General features: G+C 37.2%; 13 protein-coding genes, 1 tRNA gene and 1 other annotated feature. Of the genes, 12 read left to right on the forward strand and 2 right to left on the reverse strand.

Annotation, left to right across the window (positions count from 1 at the left end):
- Nucleotides 1-127: 127 nt before the first annotated feature.
- The 8 genes from dnaA to CUC15_RS00040 all read left to right on the forward strand — a co-directional run bounded on the left by dnaA (nt 128) and on the right by CUC15_RS00040 (nt 10,843).
- On the forward strand, nt 128-1,465 hold the full coding sequence (gene dnaA, locus CUC15_RS00005; RefSeq protein WP_114914787.1) for a chromosomal replication initiator protein DnaA: 1,338 nt from the start codon (nt 128-130) through the stop codon (nt 1,463-1,465).
- Nucleotides 1,466-1,664: 199 nt separating this feature from the next.
- Nucleotides 1,665-2,801: a DNA polymerase III subunit beta gene (gene dnaN / locus CUC15_RS00010; protein ID WP_114914788.1), complete on the forward strand. Its 1,137-nt coding sequence runs from the start codon at nt 1,665-1,667 to the stop codon at nt 2,799-2,801.
- Nucleotides 2,802-3,297: 496 nt separating this feature from the next.
- Nucleotides 3,298-3,519, forward strand: a complete 222-nt coding sequence (gene yaaA / locus CUC15_RS00015) for a S4 domain-containing protein YaaA (protein ID WP_114914789.1) — start codon at nt 3,298-3,300, stop codon at nt 3,517-3,519.
- Between the two features lie 5 nt (nt 3,520-3,524).
- Nucleotides 3,525-4,637 carry a DNA replication/repair protein RecF gene (recF, locus tag CUC15_RS00020; protein WP_114914790.1) on the forward strand — a complete coding sequence of 371 codons (1,113 nt, stop codon included), beginning with the start codon at nt 3,525-3,527 and terminating at the stop codon, nt 4,635-4,637.
- 25 nt (nt 4,638-4,662) lie between these two features.
- On the forward strand, nt 4,663-4,944 hold the full coding sequence (gene remB, locus CUC15_RS00025) for an extracellular matrix regulator RemB (RefSeq protein WP_114914791.1): 282 nt from the start codon (nt 4,663-4,665) through the stop codon (nt 4,942-4,944).
- Nucleotides 4,945-5,123: 179 nt separating this feature from the next.
- Complete coding sequence (gene gyrB, locus CUC15_RS00030) at nt 5,124-7,049, forward strand: DNA topoisomerase (ATP-hydrolyzing) subunit B (RefSeq protein WP_114914792.1); 1,926 nt, start codon at nt 5,124-5,126, stop codon at nt 7,047-7,049.
- A gap of 97 nt (nt 7,050-7,146) precedes the next feature.
- A complete protein-coding gene (gyrA, locus tag CUC15_RS00035) occupies nt 7,147-9,654 on the forward strand; it encodes a DNA gyrase subunit A (RefSeq protein WP_114914793.1) in 2,508 nt (835 codons plus the stop codon).
- An 82-nt stretch (nt 9,655-9,736) separates the two neighbouring features.
- Nucleotides 9,737-10,843 carry an HD-GYP domain-containing protein gene (locus tag CUC15_RS00040; RefSeq protein WP_114914794.1) on the forward strand — a complete coding sequence of 369 codons (1,107 nt, stop codon included), beginning with the start codon at nt 9,737-9,739 and terminating at the stop codon, nt 10,841-10,843.
- 103 nt (nt 10,844-10,946) lie between these two features.
- On the opposite strand, the gene CUC15_RS00045 is transcribed toward CUC15_RS00040, so the two are convergent.
- Nucleotides 10,947-11,891 carry a YaaC family protein gene (locus CUC15_RS00045; protein ID WP_114914795.1) on the reverse strand — a complete coding sequence of 315 codons (945 nt, stop codon included), beginning with the start codon at nt 11,889-11,891 and terminating at the stop codon, nt 10,947-10,949.
- Nucleotides 11,892-12,056: 165 nt separating this feature from the next.
- On the opposite strand from CUC15_RS00045, the gene guaB reads away from it, so the two are divergent.
- From guaB to CUC15_RS00065, 4 genes are all read left to right on the forward strand, one after another.
- Nucleotides 12,057-13,529 carry an IMP dehydrogenase gene (gene guaB / locus CUC15_RS00050; protein WP_114914796.1) on the forward strand — a complete coding sequence of 491 codons (1,473 nt, stop codon included), beginning with the start codon at nt 12,057-12,059 and terminating at the stop codon, nt 13,527-13,529.
- Between the two features lie 127 nt (nt 13,530-13,656).
- Complete coding sequence (locus CUC15_RS00055) at nt 13,657-14,994, forward strand: serine hydrolase (protein ID WP_242985911.1); 1,338 nt, start codon at nt 13,657-13,659, stop codon at nt 14,992-14,994.
- A 58-nt stretch (nt 14,995-15,052) separates the two neighbouring features.
- Nucleotides 15,053-15,278 (forward strand) — a binding site (T-box leader).
- Between the two features lie 97 nt (nt 15,279-15,375).
- Nucleotides 15,376-16,650 carry a serine--tRNA ligase gene (gene serS, locus CUC15_RS00060; RefSeq protein ID WP_114914797.1) on the forward strand — a complete coding sequence of 425 codons (1,275 nt, stop codon included), beginning with the start codon at nt 15,376-15,378 and terminating at the stop codon, nt 16,648-16,650.
- Nucleotides 16,651-17,073: 423 nt separating this feature from the next.
- A tRNA-Ser gene (locus CUC15_RS00065) sits at nt 17,074-17,166 on the forward strand.
- 108 nt (nt 17,167-17,274) lie between these two features.
- On the opposite strand, the gene CUC15_RS00070 is transcribed toward CUC15_RS00065, so the two are convergent.
- Nucleotides 17,275-18,009, reverse strand: a complete 735-nt coding sequence (locus CUC15_RS00070; RefSeq protein WP_114914798.1) for a GTP pyrophosphokinase — start codon at nt 18,007-18,009, stop codon at nt 17,275-17,277.
- Nucleotides 18,010-18,021: the final 12 nt, after the last annotated feature.

Raw genomic sequence — 18,021 nt, forward strand, 5'->3', positions numbered from 1 at the left:
CGTTTAGCGACGTACGACGTGGCTTCTCTTGTCACGTGAATTGAAATAGGATAATTTTTATACTTTGCTAATTCTATATAAACATTTAATTGTTTTCGATCTGCCGATGAAAGGAGTGAAGTAAATTTTGGAAAATATCGATGAGCTTTGGCTTGCTACCTTGGAAAAAATTGAAGAAAAGGTCAGCAAACCTAGCTTTGATACATGGTTAAAGAATACAAAAGCAGAAGCATTAGAAAAAAATACCTTGGTCATTTCTGCACCAAATGAATTTGCTAGAGATTGGCTTGAAACACAATATACCGAACTAATATCTGATATTATCGATGAAATTACGGGTACTAAATTACAAGCAAAATTTATTATTCCTGACTCAACACCAGAAATAAGTGAAGTGAAACCAGTGCAAAAGCAAGCAATTGTAAGCAATGACGTATCAAAATCCATGTTGAATGAGAAATATACCTTCGATACCTTCGTAATTGGAGCAGGTAATCGCTTTGCACATGCAGCTTCACTTGCTGTAGCTGAAGCACCTGCTAAAGCATATAATCCTCTGTTTATTTACGGTGGTGTTGGACTTGGTAAGACGCATCTCATGCATGCTGTTGGCCATTATGTCAGGGAGCATGATCCGAATGCGAAGGTAGTCTATTTAACATCTGAAAAATTCACCAACGAATTCATTAATGCGATTATGGATAATAAAACAGCACAATTTCGAAATAAATATCGAAATGTGGACGTGCTTTTAATAGATGATATTCAATTTATTGCTGGAAAAGAATCAACCCAGGAAGAATTTTTCCATACTTTCAATACATTACATGAAGAAAATAAACAAATTATTATTTCGAGTGATCGCCCTCCACGGGAAATCCCAACACTTGAAGATAGACTGCGCTCAAGATTTGAGTGGGGATTGATTACCGATATTACACCTCCAGATCTTGAAACAAGAATAGCAATTTTAACAAAAAAGGCAAAAGCAGAGGGACTAGATATACCAAGCGAAGTCATGCTTTATATTGCGAATCAAATTGATACGAATATTCGTGAGCTAGAAGGTGCACTTATTCGTGTAGTGGCTTATTCTTCCTTAGTAAACAAGGATATTGATGCGTCACTTGCAGCAGATGCATTGAAAGATATTATTCCAAGCAGTAAACCGAAAGTAATAACAATTCAAGGAATCCAGGAAATTGTAGGCGAGAAATATAATGTTCGCATGGAGGACTTTATTGCAAAGAAACGTACGAAGTCTATTGCCTTTCCTAGACAAATCGCAATGTATCTATCAAGGGAATTGACTGATTTTTCCTTGCCGAAAATTGGCGATGAATTTGGTGGACGGGATCACACAACCGTTATTCACGCACATGACAAGATCTCAAGAATGCTTGCAGAGGATTCAAGCTTCAATCGAGAAATAGAAGAATTAAAAGAACGCCTAAAATCGTTTTAAATGAGCAATAGGGTTTTTCCACATGTGAATAGTGTTTATAGTGCAACACCCTTATGAACAACTTATCCACATGTGGAAAACTAAAGCAACCATATGTAAAATTGACTTATCAACATAATCACAGTGCTTATTACTATTATTACTATCTTTTTATATAAAAAATAAATATATATAGAACTTCCAATAGGAGGATTATTTTATGAAATTTATCATTCAACGAGATCAATTAATCGCAGGTGTACAAGATGTGATGAAAGCAATCTCTTCAAGAACCGTTATTCCGATTTTGACAGGATTAAAAATTGAAGCAAAACAACATGGGATAACATTAACTGGCAGCGATTCTGATATTTCAATTGAATCGTATATTCCAGCTGAAGAAAACGAAATCGTGAATGTCGAGCAAATAGAAGAAGGCAGTATTGTATTACAGGCAAAATACTTCCCAGATATTGTACGTAAACTTCCAGAGAAAACAGTAGAAATTGAATCAGATGATAACTTAAAAGTAACCATTCGTTCTGGAAAAGCAGAGTTTAATTTGAATGGACAAGATGCAGATGAATATCCATTACTGCCAAAGATCCAAACAGAAGATAGCTTCGAGATGCCGATTGATTTACTAAAAAGCATGATTAAGCAGACTGTTTTTGCCGTATCAACAATGGAAACTAGACCGATTCTAACCGGTGTAAGCGTAAAATTGGAGGATAATTTACTAACCTTTGTTGCGACAGATAGTCACCGTTTAGCTTCAAGAGAAGTTCCGATTTCAAATGCAAACACTGAGTTTAAAAATATAGTTGTCCCAGGAAAGAGTCTGAATGAATTAAATAAAATATTAGATGATACAGAGGAACAGGTTGAAATTAGTGTCACGAACAACCAAATTCTATTCCGTACTAAACATCTAAACTTCTTATCACGCTTACTTGATGGAAACTATCCAGAGACATCACGATTAATTCCTGAGCAGAGTAAAACGAAAATCCAAGTTAAAACGAAGGAATTACTTAATACAATTGATCGTGCTTCCCTTCTTGCTAAGGAAGAAAGAAATAATGTTGTAAAATTAGCGACACAAGGCAATAATCAAATCGAAATTACAAGTAATTCACCAGAAATCGGAAATGTTGAAGAGGAAATGTCAATTCAATCGATTGATGGAGAAGATTTGAAAATATCATTTAGTTCGAAGTATATGATTGATGCACTAAAAGCGATTGAATACGACGAAGTAACAATTGACTTTACCGGAGCAATGCGTCCATTTATCATTCGCCCATTGGACGATACCTCTATTCTGCAATTAATACTGCCGGTTCGTACGTATTAATTTTTTGGCTGTTTAATAAAAAAGTAATGATTATTTTTCTATAGCAGATACCAAATGCTCTTGGGCCAGTCGCTCCGAAAATACACTTCGCTTTGGTGGTGCTAATAATATCAATTATTCATATCGTATTCGCACTTACTTGAACGTTGATTAGAGTGGATGATAGGAGACTCCTACAGAAATAGCCGGCTGTCCGCAATCGAAATCAGTATTGCTAATATTGATAGCATTAAATGAAACTAAATAACTTATTAAAAAGTGAATCAGCGAAAAGGACTTTTATCAACATGTGGATAAAAGTCCTTTTCTACTTATAATCAATTTTTAGCCCTAATGAGGCGTTTTTAACTTAAATAAAGGGTAATCCTTCCCTAAACGTGAAATCTTTAGTAAAATAGGTATATATAACTTTTAAAGGTTAATTACTTTAAAATAAAGTTAAAGTCAAAAATATAGCGTTCTCTTTAAAAAATCGAACAGAATCTGGTGATAAAAAATGCAAGAAGAAGTCAAAATCAATACGGATTACATAACACTGGGACAGTTTGTAAAGCTTTTGAACATATTGGAATCTGGTGGTATGGTGAAATCCTACTTACAGGATGTTGGCGTAATCGTAAATGGAGAATTAGAGCATCGCCGTGGAAGAAAACTCTATACAAATGATGTGGTAGAGATAGAGGATGTAGGTTCTTACGTTGTTAAAAAAGAGGATTAAGCTGCATGCACATTGAACAATTGAATTTAAAAAACTACCGAAACTATGAGCAATTAGAGGTTTCATTCGATGATAAGGTAAATGTGATTATTGGTGAGAATGCTCAAGGAAAAACAAACCTAATGGAAGCAATCCATGTATTAGCTTTTACAAAGTCTCACAGAACAACACATGAAAAAGAACTTATCCAATGGGACAAAGAATATGCTAAAATAGAAGGTAGGGTAACGAAACGTCAGCAATCGATTCCTTTAGAAATCACCATTTCCAATAAGGGGAAGAAAGCAAAATTAAATAGATTGGAACAAGGCCGCCTCAGCGACTATATCGGTGCGGTCAATGTAGTCATGTTTGCTCCTGAAGATTTGAACTTAGTCAAAGGGGCACCACAGATTAGAAGAAGGTTTATCGATATGGAGCTTGGACAAATTCAGCCAACTTATATCTACCACTTAGGACAATATCAAAAGGTATTGAAACAAAGAAATCATTTATTAAAGCAAATGCAACGAAGTGGTAAGTCGGATAAAGTAATGCTCCAAGTATTAACGGATCAATTAGTTGAACATGCTGCAATTATATTAGAAAAACGGTTTACATTTTTAAAATTATTGCGTACTTGGGCGAGTCCGATTCATTTTGAAATTAGTCGAGAACGAGAAGATTTAGAAATTAAGTATCAAGCTACGATTGAAGTATCAGAAGATGCAAACAAAGAAAAAATAGAAACGATCTATTTATCAAAATTTCAAGATATGCAAACAAAGGAAATAGAACGTGGCACCACGCTTATTGGCCCCCACCGTGATGATCTGCTTTTTTCTGTGAATAAGAAGGATGTACAAACCTTTGGATCTCAAGGACAACAGCGAACAACCGCATTATCAGTCAAACTGGCGGAAATTGAACTCATCCATAAAGAAATTGGTGAATATCCAATTTTGCTTTTAGATGATGTGTTAAGTGAACTGGATGATCATCGTCAATCCCATTTATTAAATACCATCCAAGGAAGAGTACAGACCTTTGTCTCCACTACGAGTGTGGATGGAATTAACCATGAAACCTTAAAAAAAGCGGAGTTGATTCGGATTGCTAATGGAGAAATAGTGAAATAGACCAAATTCCAAGGGGGTCTCCAGAATGTTTATTCATATTGGCAATGCAAACGTTATTCGCTCCCAAGATATTATTGCAATTATTGATTATCATCTGATTGCCTCATCAGTCATTATGGATGAAATGATCAAAAGAGCTTTTAAAGAAAAAAACATCATTGGTCCAGCTGTAAAGGCAAAATCACTCGTCATCACAAAAGATATGATTTACTACACGACGATATCGGTGGCGACATTGCAAAAGCGGGCTAATATGATATCGACAATTAGCAAGCTAGAAGATTATTCAGATCAAATAACCCCTTAATGGGTAAAAACTTTAAGGGTTAAACATATTGTTTTGATAGTTGGAAAAACGAATAAGTGAAGTGAAGGCAGACCAGTTACCGAAAGACTTGGTTATTCTTAAGTTTTCTAATTAAAAGTAAAGAGGAAATCGTCTTGTAGGCATTTCCTAAGTTTTCTAAAAGAAATGAGTGTGAGAGCATGTCAATGGATGACAAAGTTTCAAATAATACAGCATATGATGCAGATCAGATTCAGGTCCTTGAAGGATTGGAAGCGGTTCGTAAACGTCCAGGAATGTACATTGGATCAACGAGCGAAAAGGGATTGCATCATCTCGTCTGGGAAATCGTTGATAATAGTATTGATGAAGCATTAGCGGGTTATTGTGATCGCATCGATATTATTATCGAAAAAGATAATAGCATCACAGTAAAGGACAACGGGCGTGGTATTCCAGTTGATATCCAGAAGAAGACTGGAAGACCAGCAGTAGAAGTTATTATGACTGTTCTTCATGCGGGAGGAAAATTCGGGGGTGGCGGCTATAAAGTTTCAGGTGGACTTCACGGTGTTGGAGCATCGGTTGTAAACGCCTTATCGAGTAGTCTAGAGGTATACGTCCATCGTGATCAAAAGGTACATTTTCTAGGTTTCCAAAGAGGAAAGGTTTCTGAAGAACTTAAAGTTATTGGTGAAACAGAAATAACGGGTACCATTACTCATTTCTCTCCAGACCCAGAAATATTCACAGAAACGACAGTGTATGACTATGACACATTAGTTAAACGCGTTCGTGAATTAGCCTTTTTAAATAAAGGATTAACACTTACTTTAGAAGATAAACGGACAGATGAAGAAGTGGATACATTTCACTATGAAGGTGGAATAAAATCTTACGTTGAGTACATTAATCGAACGAGAGAAGTATTACATGAGCCATTCTACGCAGAAGGTGAAGATCAAGAAATTTCAGTAGAGGTATCCATTCAATATAATGATGGATTTGCTAGTAATCTTCTTTCATTTGCTAATAATATTCATACGTATGAGGGTGGAACCCATGAGGTCGGTTTTAGAACAGGGTTAACTCGAATAATTAATGATTATGCACGAAAAAATAGTTTAATTAAAGAAAATGAAACGAATTTATCGGGTGATGACGTGCGTGAAGGGATGACTGCAATTGTCTCAATTAAGCACCCTGACCCACAATTTGAAGGGCAAACAAAAACCAAGCTCGGAAACAGTGAAGTGCGCACAGTAACCGATTCAATTTTTAGTGATTTATTTTCAAAATTCCTATATGAAAATCCTGCTGTTGCCAAAATAATCGTTGAAAAAGGCTTAATGGCATCCAGAGCGAGAGCGGCTGCTAAAAAGGCTCGAGAGCTTACGCGAAGAAAAGGTGCTTTAGAGATTTCAAGCTTACCTGGGAAACTTGCTGACTGTTCATCTCGAGATGCATCAATCAGTGAACTCTATATTGTTGAGGGTGACTCTGCAGGTGGTTCTGCGAAGTCTGGACGAGATCGCCATTTCCAAGCAATCCTTCCATTACGCGGGAAAATTTTAAACGTTGAGAAGGCCCGTCTTGACCGTATTTTATCCAATACAGAAATACGCTCAATGATTACAGCACTTGGTACCGGTATTGGAGAAGACTTCGATATAACGAAGGCACGTTATCATAAAGTTGTTATTATGACGGATGCCGATGTTGATGGTGCGCATATTCGTACCTTACTGTTAACATTTTTCTTCCGCTATATGCGTCCATTAATTGAGCATGGTTATATTTATATTGCACAGCCACCACTTTACCAAGTGAAGCAAGGGAAATCAGTGCGTTATGTTTATGATGATAAGCAATTAGATGCGTTATTAGCAGAGCTGCCAAAGGCGCCGAAGCCTGGTATTCAGCGCTATAAAGGACTAGGGGAGATGGATGCAACACAGCTATGGGATACGACAATGGATCCAGAGCAACGAACATTGCTTCAAGTTGAATTAACCGACATAGTTGACGCTGATCAGGTCTTCGATATGCTGATGGGCGATAAAGTGGAGCCGAGAAGAATCTTTATTGAGGATAATGCGCAATACGTTCAAAATTTAGATATATAATTACAATTTCAGGAACGGCCGTCAGAATTAGATGATTTTATCTAAATTTGACATCTAGAAAAGCACAGATAGTGCTTTTCTTTTAGGAGGTATCAGGATGGCAGAGGAAGAACGCCAAAGTGTTCAAGAAATAAATATTAGTAAAGAAATGCGTACATCTTTTCTCGATTATTCTATGAGTGTTATCGTCTCAAGGGCATTACCGGATGTACGTGACGGCATGAAGCCAGTGCACCGAAGAATCTTATATGCAATGAATGATTTAGGAATGCACTCTGATAAAGCACATAAGAAATCAGCACGTATTGTCGGTGAAGTAATTGGTAAGTACCATCCACATGGTGATTCAGCAGTTTACGAGACGATGGTACGAATGGCACAAGATTTTAGTTATCGATATATGCTTGTTGATGGACACGGTAACTTCGGATCAGTTGACGGTGATTCAGCGGCGGCAATGCGTTATACGGAAGCAAGAATGTCGAAGATTGCCATGGAGCTTGTCCGTGATATCAATAAAGAAACAATTGATTACCGCGATAACTATGATGGTTCAGAACGGGAACCAATTGTATTCCCTGCCCGATTCCCTAATTTACTTGTTAATGGAACGTCGGGAATTGCTGTTGGGATGGCAACTAACATTCCACCACATAACTTAGGAGAAACAATTGATGCAGTTCTAGCGGTGAGTAAAGATCCAGAGATTACGGTTGATGAGCTAATGGAAGGCTATATTCCTGGTCCGGATTTCCCAACTGCGGGAACTATCATCGGTAGAAGTGGCATCCGTAAAGCATATGAAACTGGTAAAGGATCGATCACGATTCGGGCTAAAGTAGAAATTGAAGAGCATGCAAATGGCAAATCAACGATTCTTGTTACGGAATTGCCTTATCAAGTTAACAAAGCGAGATTAATTGAAAAAATTGCTGAGCTTGTACGAGACAAACGTATTGAAGGTATTACTGATTTACGAGATGAATCAGACCGTAATGGGATGCGTGTCGTGATGGAGCTGCGTCGTGATGCTAATGCTAATGTCGTGCTAAATAATTTGTATAAATATACGTCGATGCAAACAACATTTGGTATTAATATGCTTGCCCTTGTTGATGGACGTCCTAAGGTGCTAACAATCAAGCAATGTTTAGTGCATTACTTAGATCATCAGAAGGTAATTATTCGACGTCGTACGGAATTCGAGCTCAGGAAAGCTGAAGCACGTGCACATATTTTAGAAGGATTGCGAATAGCTCTCGATCATCTTGATGAGGTAATTTCATTAATTCGTAATTCGAAAACAACGGATATCGCAAGAAATGGGTTAATGGAGCGTTTTAATTTATCCGAGAAGCAAGCACAAGCAATATTGGATATGCGTCTCCAACGATTAACTGGTTTAGAGCGTGAAAAGATAGAAAATGAATATAATGAGCTACAAGCGCTTATTTCAGAGTTAAAGGCGATTCTAGCGGATGAAGAGAAGCTATTGGAAATCATTCGTGAAGAGCTCCTTGAAATTAAGGAACGCTTCAATGATGACCGTCGTACAGAAATTGTCGCTGGCGGCATAGGATTCTTTGAAGATGAAGATTTAATTCCAGTCGAGGATATTATTGTTACCCTTACACATCAGGGCTATATTAAACGTCTTCCAGTATCGACCTATCGTACGCAAAACCGTGGTGGTCGAGGAATTCAAGGTATGGGGACAAATGAGGACGACTTCGTAGAGCATTTATTATCGACTTCAACGCATGACACGATTCTCTTCTTTACGAATAAAGGGAAGGTTTATAAGGCTAAAGGATATGAAGTACCTGAATTTAGCCGTACAGCTAAGGGAATCCCTATTATTAATATGCTGCAAATCGAAAAGGGAGAATGGATTAATGCTGTAATTTCTGTAAATGAATACAGAGAAGATGCATATCTCATCTTTACAACTAAAGAAGGAATCACGAAGCGTACGTCATTATCTATGTTTGCCAATATCCGCAAAGGTGGAATTATTGCTGTTGGCCTACGTGAGGAAGATGAGCTTATTTCCGTTAAGCTAACTGATGGTACGAAGGATATTATGATTGCAACTCAGAATGGTTATCTCATTCGCTTCGAAGAAACACAAATCCGTTCAATGGGAAGAACAGCTGCAGGGGTAAAAGGGATTTCATTACGCGATGACGATGTCGTTGTTTCCATGGAAATTATCGAGACTGACTCGAAAATTCTGCATGTTACTAGTAATGGATATGGAAAACAAACACCAGAAGCTGAGTATCGCCGAATTAATCGCGGTGGTAAAGGGGTATTTACAAGTAAATTAAATGAGAAAACGGGTCATGTTGTAGCGGTTAAAGCTGTAACAGGGGACGAAGACTTAATGCTCATTACGATTGCTGGTGTGTTGATTCGTATTCCAGTAGAAAGTATCTCTGAAACTGGACGCAGCACAATGGGTGTTCGTTTAATTCGCTTGCAGGACGGCGAGGAAGTAGCAACAGTTGCGAAAATCGAGCATGAAGAAGATGCCGAAGAGGAACTCGTTGAGAATACAGATGAAACGACAGATTCAGAAGTAAATCAAGATACAGAAGAATAAAATGAATAACAGATAAGGTGGCTTACTTTTGAAGTAGTCACCTTATCTACTATTTACATAAGGGCAACTGGGGGAAAATAATATGTTAGTAGAACCATCACAACTTATTCCAGGATGCGTTTTGATAAGGGACGTTAATGGAAAGTCAAATCGGCCAATCATACCAGAGAATACAGTTTTAACAGATGAACATATTATAGTTTTGCAGAAATACTTAGTTCAAACAGTAGCTGTTGCTTCGAAGCTAATAAATGGCGATAAATATATACCAAAGCCGATTGATCAAAAGAAGGTTATTAAACAAGAGCAACTAAAGACAAAGCAAGCAAGTAAGCAAAATCAATCTTTTTCTGATCAATTTAATGAAGTGGTAGCAAATTATAAGACACTATTTAACCAATGGCAAAATGGAATGCCGATTGATATACCGGCTGTAAGGAAACTTATTATCCCACTGTTAGAAAGAATTGAAAACATTAATATCGAAGCATATACCCTTCATCATGATACAACGAAATCAGAGTATATTTATTACCATAGTGTAGCAGTTGGTATACTTTCTGCATATTTAGGTAAAAAGCTGGATTATCCAAAAGGTGAATGGTTACAAATTGGGCTTGCTGGATTCCTAAGTGATAGTGGAATGGCAAAAATAGATCCTAAAATTATTTCTAAAGCGAGCTATCTCACTGATTCCGAATTTGCAGAGATTAAAAAACATCCAACATATGCGTATCGTCTACTGGAACATCTTCCAGCAATTAACCCCGCTGTGAAGCTGGCTGTTTTACAGCATCATGAACGATTAGATGGCAGCGGCTACCCATTAGGGTTAACACAGGATAAAATCCACATTTACTCAAGAATTATTGCTATTGCCGACACGTACTATGCGATGACGAGTGACCGATTATATCGGGAAAAGAAATCCGCATTTCAAGTAATTGAAGAGCTTCAAAAAGAGCAATATTCGAGGTTAGATTATCAAATTGTAAAGGTCTTTATTCATCATTTGATTAATGTTGCGATTGGTTCACAGGTTGTCCTATCCAATGGTCAGATTGGTAAAATCATATTTGTTGATTCTGATCATCCAACACGACCTATCATCCAGCTGATTGATAGCGATGAACTTATTGTATTAAAGGATATGCCTGATTTATATATTGAAAAAGTTATGAAGGACTAGCCTGATGGCTGGTCCTATTTATTTTAAGGATCATTTCTTATTTTTAATGATACAATGTGAGCTTTATTGCTGCATATGCTCTGCTATATTCCCTTCCGTTTGCTTAGTTTGTGTATAGTGCCTGCTCAAGCATCATTGGCATTTTCTTGGCAGTAATCTGCAGGAAATGTGTGATGAATGGATAATCCTGATCAGGCTTTAATTGTAATAGCTCGCCCCACCACTCTGCTTCATAGCGACTAAGCATACTTAGATTATATAAAAGCAAATAGTGAATAATAATCTCAGAAATCGGACAATATGATTCACGGTGGATTGGGAAGTAAATAGTTTCATCCTCCATATGAAAGAAAAAGGGACCTCCTGCTGATTGCCTGAGCAATGAATTTAATTCTACATGGATGGTAGATTTATCATGTTTGATTTGCTTGATACATGGTAAATAGGCTTGAACTCGGTGGATAAAAGCGTTCTCTGTTAAATGATAGGTATCCAATAGATGCATAGGAAATTGTAAATGTGGAGAGTGACAAGATCCAATAGTCACCATTTTTGCTTGTTTACCGTATGTAAAGTAGGAATCCATCTCAGGGATTAAAGCGAGTAGTTCTCCCATTTTAATTTTCTCAAATGGCAATTTTTTCATAGATAATAAGTGTTCAGAGAAATATGGAAGAAGACCATGATGCTGCACCTTCACCTCATCCTCCATAAAGCTATAATTCTTTTTCTTCCGTTTTCTTGCTGTAACACCATGGGCTAAATAAGTTGTCGATTCAGGGTAATCCGGTCGTTTTGTTAAAAGGCATGCTTTTAATAAATGTGTCAATCCATAAAAATACAATATCGGGCGCGCAAAGAGATCAAGCTGTTTCCCACTTTCGAAAAAACGATTCCCATGATCAAGATAGTAGATAAACGTATTACAATTTGCATAGCTCTTTGATTCTGCATCTTTGGTGCCAATTTTTTTATAACATTGTAATAGGTATCTTTGCGCTGTTTGTTGTGATTGCAGATAGGTATAAAATTCATTTGATTTATTCATAAATTTACCTCTATTAAGATTTCTGAATCTATTTTCTATTTGGTTTCCATTAATCTCTAGTTGAAAATTAGGATATCTTGGCGTATTGTATATAAAAATAGATGTACCTACCTAGTTTAATCTTTTTACTTCATAACATACATACAAATAAAAGGAGGACTAATAATGCGTGAAGATAAGTTTACGAAAGAAGGATTAACATTTGATGATGTGTTGTTGCTGCCTGCAGCATCAGAGGTTTTGCCGAGGGATGTTAATCTTAGTACAGATTTATCGCTGAATTTAAAGCTAAAGACACCGTTTATTAGTGCGGGAATGGATACTGTCACAGAAGCAGAAATGGCAATTGCAATGGCTCGTCAAGGCGGCCTTGGTGTGATTCATAAGAACATGACGATTGAAGAGCAAGTAGAACAGGTTGACCGTGTGAAACGTTCAGAGAGCGGCGTTATTACGAATCCATTTTTCTTAACTCCTGAGCATCAAGTATATGATGCAGAACATTTAATGGGTAAATTCCGTATTTCTGGCGTTCCGATTGTAAATTCAATTGAAGAACAAAAATTAGTAGGTATTTTAACTAACCGAGATTTACGATTTATTCAAGATTATTCAATCTCCATTGCTGAAGTAATGACAAGTGAAAACCTAGTCACAGCCCCAGTAGGAACGACATTAGAAGAGGCTGAGAATCTTCTGCAGCAATATAAAATCGAGAAGCTGCCATTAGTAGATGATAATAATATTCTAAAAGGGCTAATCACGATTAAGGATATTGAAAAAGTAATCGAATTTCCAAATGCAGCTAAGGACAAGCAAGGAAGACTAATTGTAGCAGCAGCAGTAGGAGTTACTGGCGATTCTGTAAAACGAATTGAAAAATTGGTAAATGCTGGAGTTGATGCCATTGTCATCGATACTGCACATGGACATTCAAAAGGTGTATTGGATCAGATTAAGGCGATACGTGAAATATTCCCTGAGTTAGATATTATTGCAGGTAACATCGCAACTGCTGAGGGCACAAAGGCCCTAATCGAAGCTGGCGCTACAATAGTTAAGGTAGGTATTGGTCCTGGATCAATTTGTACAACACGTGTTGTAGCAGGCGTTGGTGTACCACAAATAACTGCAGTACATGATTGTGCTGTAGCGGCAAGTGAATATGGCGTTCCAGTCATTGCTGATGGGGGAATTAAATATTCTGGTGATATCGTCAAGGCATTGGCAGCAGGTGCACATGCCGTTATGTTGGGCAGCATGTTTGCAGGGACAACAGAAAGCCCTGGTGAAACAGAGATTTACCAAGGAAGAAAATATAAAGTATATCGTGGAATGGGCTCATTAGGAGCAATGAAAGCAGGCTCTAAGGATCGCTACTTCCAGGAAGAATCCGATAATAAGAAACTCGTTCCAGAAGGTATTGAAGGAAGAGTTCCATATAAAGGATCTGTTGCAGATACGGTACATCAATTAGTTGGTGGATTACGTTCAGGAATGGGCTATTGTGGCACAGGTACAATTGAAGCACTGCGTAAGGATAGCCAATTTATCCGGATCACGAATGCAGGATTACTTGAAAGTCATCCACATGACGTTCAAATTACGAAAGAAGCGCCAAACTATTCAATCCGATAGGTTATAAGAAATTTGTAAGAAAGTAGATGGGGGTTTCAACGTCCCGTCTATTTTTTTGCCCTTTTCTATGTTAAAATAATATGGTGCATATTTTTATTGTACAAAAAATTGTTGGAGGTACGGGAAGTTGAAACAAAATGTAAAGAAAGGACTGTCATTTTTACTTATTTCCTTAGTATTTATGACGTCATTAATAATACCATCATTTTCTGCACAAGCAGCAGGAACGTTAGATCTTAATGCAGAATCAGCAATATTAGTAGATGCTGAAACAGGGAAGGTTTTATATTCTAAAAATGCCGATGTAGCTCTTCCTCCAGCAAGCATGACAAAAATGATGACAGAGTATCTAGTACTTGAAGCAATTAATAACGGAGATATTAGCTGGGATACAACCACACAAATTAGTGATTATCCTTACAAAGTTTCTGCAAATCCATCATTTTCAGGTATTGGATTAACACAAAATAAAGATTATACAGTTCGTGATCTATATAATGCTATGGCAGTATTCTCTGATAATGGTACAACGATTGCACTTGCAGAACTCGTTTCTGGTTCTGAAGCTGAATTTGTAAAGTTAATGAATCAAAAAGCGGAGGAAATGAGTCTTCCTGAAGCTAAATTTGTCAATTCAACGGGTATCGATAATGCTGACCTTGTTGGAATTAATCCAGACTTAACAGATGAAAATGGCAGCAACTTATTATCAGCTAAATCAGCTGCACTATTAGCATTTCATTTAATCAATGATTATCCAGAAGCATTGGATATATCGAAACAAACGACAGTAGAATTTGAAGGATATACAGTAGAGAATCTTAATTGGATGCTTCCGCATGACGCAACTAATTTTAAGCAATATTATTATGAAGGTATGGACGGGCTAAAAACTGGCCATACGATTTTAGCAGGATATACGTTTACAGGAACATCTGAACGTAATGGCAGCCGATTGATTTCAGTTGTTATGAAAACGGCTAGTGAAGATGAACGCTTTAAAGAAACAGCGAAATTGATGGATTACGGTTATACACAATTCCAATCAACAGAATTATTCCCGAAAGGCTATAAGCTAGAGGGTGAATCTGCAATACCAGTTGCAAAAGGGAAAGAAGATACGGTTGAAGTGTCCTTAAATGAAGGAGTAACATTACCAATCGATCCAGATAATGCGGACAAGTATCATATTGAATACAATATCGATAAAGATAAACTTAATGAAGATGGCGAATTAACAGCACCGATTGAAAAGGGAGAAGTAGTTGGTACAGCAACCGTCAAATTTGACGGTGAAAATGATTTTGGCTATATTTTCCCTGAAAGTGAATCTACTATTGAGTTAGTAACGGATGATGCAGTAGAGAAATCAAATTGGTTTATGCTTACATTAGGTGCAATTGGTGATTTCTTTGCAAATCTATTCACTGCTTCTGTAGATTGGATTAAAGGTCTATTCAGCTAATTTTTAGTAGCACTTGCATTCAATTAGAAAATTGATTAAAATAGACTGTAATTAAATGCAAACAGTATTGATAGGAAATAGTAACAGCATCTCTTTCATGAGAGAGTCGGTGGTTGGTGCAAATCGACGTTAGAATGTTGTGAATCCATCCTTGAACTGGTTTATGGAAAAGACCCGTATCTTAGTAAATAAACCCGGTATCGTACCGTTAACACGTTTGAGCCGGAAGAGACAATTCTCTTCAACAAGGGTGGCAACGCGGGAAATATACTCTCGTCCCTATTTATTAGGGACGGGAGTTTTTTGTATGCAAAATAGAGGCTAATCATTCTGCATACACCATAGTGCTTACTAATTAAAACAATATAAGGAGGAATTTTTATGTTAGACATGAAGTATTTACGTAACAATTTTACAGAGGTAAAGGATAAGCTTACACATCGCGGAGAGGATTTATCTGAGCTTAATCATTTTGAAGAATTGGACAGTAAACGAAGAGAATTAATTATCCAAACAGAAGAATTAAAGGCGAAAAGAAATGAAGCGACGAAACAGATTTCTGTATTGAAGCGAGAGAAAAAAGACGCAGAACCAGCAATCAAAGAAATGCGTGAAGTTGGTGATCAGATTTCCGTACTTGACCGCCAGTTAAATGAAATTGAAGAGCAATTACAACAAATTATGCTATCTATTCCAAACATTCCACATGAAAGTGTACCAATTGGTGAGGACGAAGAGGATAATATTGAAATTCGTAATTGGGGTGTCCAGCCTACGTTTGATTATCAGGAACAGGCTCACTGGGATATTGCTTCTAAGCTGGACATTTTAGATTTTGAGCGAGCAGCAAAGGTAACAGGCAGTCGTTTTGTATTTTACAAAGGACTTGGTGCAAGACTTGAGCGTGCACTAATTAACTTTATGATGGAGCTGCATGCAGATGAACATGGTTATGTAGAAATGCTTCCGCCAACAATCGTTAATCGTGCTTCAATGACTGGTACTGGACAGCTTCCGAAATTTGAAGAGGATGCGTTCAAGCTAGAGGGCTGGGATTACTTTATGGTTCCGACTGCCGAGGTACCAGTAACAAACTATCATCGTGATGAAATTTTACCAGGTGGGAATTTACCGATTAAATATGTTGCATTTAGCGGAAGCTTCCGTTCTGAAGCAGGCTCTGCTGGACGTGACACACGTGGCTTAATTCGCCAGCATCAATTTAATAAAGTGGAACTCGTTCATTTTGTAAAACCAGAGGATTCTTATGAAACATTAGAAGTTCTTACCGGGCATGCTGAAAAAGTATTGCAGCTTCTAAACCTGCCATACCGTGTAATGAGCATGTGTACAGGTGATTTAGGATTTACGGCAGCGAAGAAATATGACATTGAGGTTTGGATGCCTAGCCAAGAGAAGTATCGCGAAATTTCTTCTTGCTCTAATTTCGAAGATTTCCAAGCAAGACGTGCAGGCATTCGCTTTAGAAGAGAAGCAAATGGCAAGCCTGAATATGTGCATACACTAAACGGATCAGGACTTGCAATTGGTAGAACAGTTGCGGCTATCTTAGAAAATTATCAGCAAGAGGACGGTTCTGTAATCGTTCCTGAAGCATTGCGTCCATACATGGGTGGCAAAGAAGTAATTAAATAGTTTCAGATTAGGTAGAGAGCAGAAATTGCTCTCTACCTTTTTTCCTCATATAGGAAAAATGTGACTTATGCAATGGTGTTTCAATCAGTTGTTAAAAGCTGTACCAAGAGAACAGGCTACATTGATATTTCAGAGGAGTTTCTAGTTCTCCGTTATAATCTATAGCTGTAAGAGAGCGAGATTTTACTTTATCCTATGAATAGGTGGATAAACGATAGCAAACGCACAAACCCAGCGAAGTGTATTTTCGGAGCGACTGGCCAGAGAGCAATTGTTCTCCAAAATGATTTCTCACTTTATACAACCAAATAACAACAAACATAACGAAATAATCCAAAGTAAGACTGGAGAATCAAGGGGGAATATGTCGAAAAAAATATTGACAATCTAAAATGAGCATGATATATTATATCTTGTCGTTACGGAGGTATACCCAAGTCCGGCTGAAGGGATCGGTCTTGAAAACCGACAGGCGGGTCAAACCGCGCGGGGGTTCGAATCCCTCTACCTCCTCCATTAATTGAATTTAATTAGAATAATTAATAGATAAAAACCGTTACAATTTTGTAGCGGTTTTTTTAGTAATTAAGAAAAAACTTCCTTATTTGCACTTAGGTCCTCTAATTATTTTTCCTTTAGAAATGAGTCTAAAAAATGCTTCGGAATTTGTAATTTCACATCGTCAATTCCTAAGTAGTTTTCGTCATAATCGGGTACTTGATGTTCCTTAATATAATTTACTTCCTTATAAAGTTGTTCCATCCTCAAATCCAATTCATTTGCAGCAGTTGCCGCATCGGCTAATTCCTTCTCTAAGTGGTCAGGTATTGATTTATTATATTTATAGTATATTTTATGCTCTAGACTTGCCCAGAAGTCCATTGCCACTGTGCGAATCTGAATTTCAACATATACTTGCTCTTCACGGTCAGACATAAATACAGGGATAGCTAGCACTAAGTGTAGACTTTTATAACCATTTGGTTTTGGATTTTTAATATAATCTTTGCATTCAATTAGCATAATATCCTTCTGTTTTTGAATCATGTCACTTATCCTATAAATATCCGTATTAAAAGAACAGACAATACGAATTCCAACAATATCTCTTATATTTTTCTTAATAGAATCTAACGACATCTCAATGTTTTTACGATGTGCCTTTTGCAAAATACTTTCTGGTGACTTAATACGTGATTTGATATGTTCAATTGGATTATAATCGTGAAAATGCTGGAACTCCTCTTTTAAAATCGTTAACTTCGTATCCATCTCTCGCAAGCCAAATTTATATGTCATCATGAATCGGGTTACTTCATCTCTGATTTCCTTTAATTGCTGTAGGTAATCCTTTTCCATATCTAGTTGTCC

The organism is Oceanobacillus zhaokaii, from assembly GCF_003352005.1.
Lineage (GTDB): Bacteria > Bacillota > Bacilli > Bacillales > Amphibacillaceae > Oceanobacillus > Oceanobacillus zhaokaii.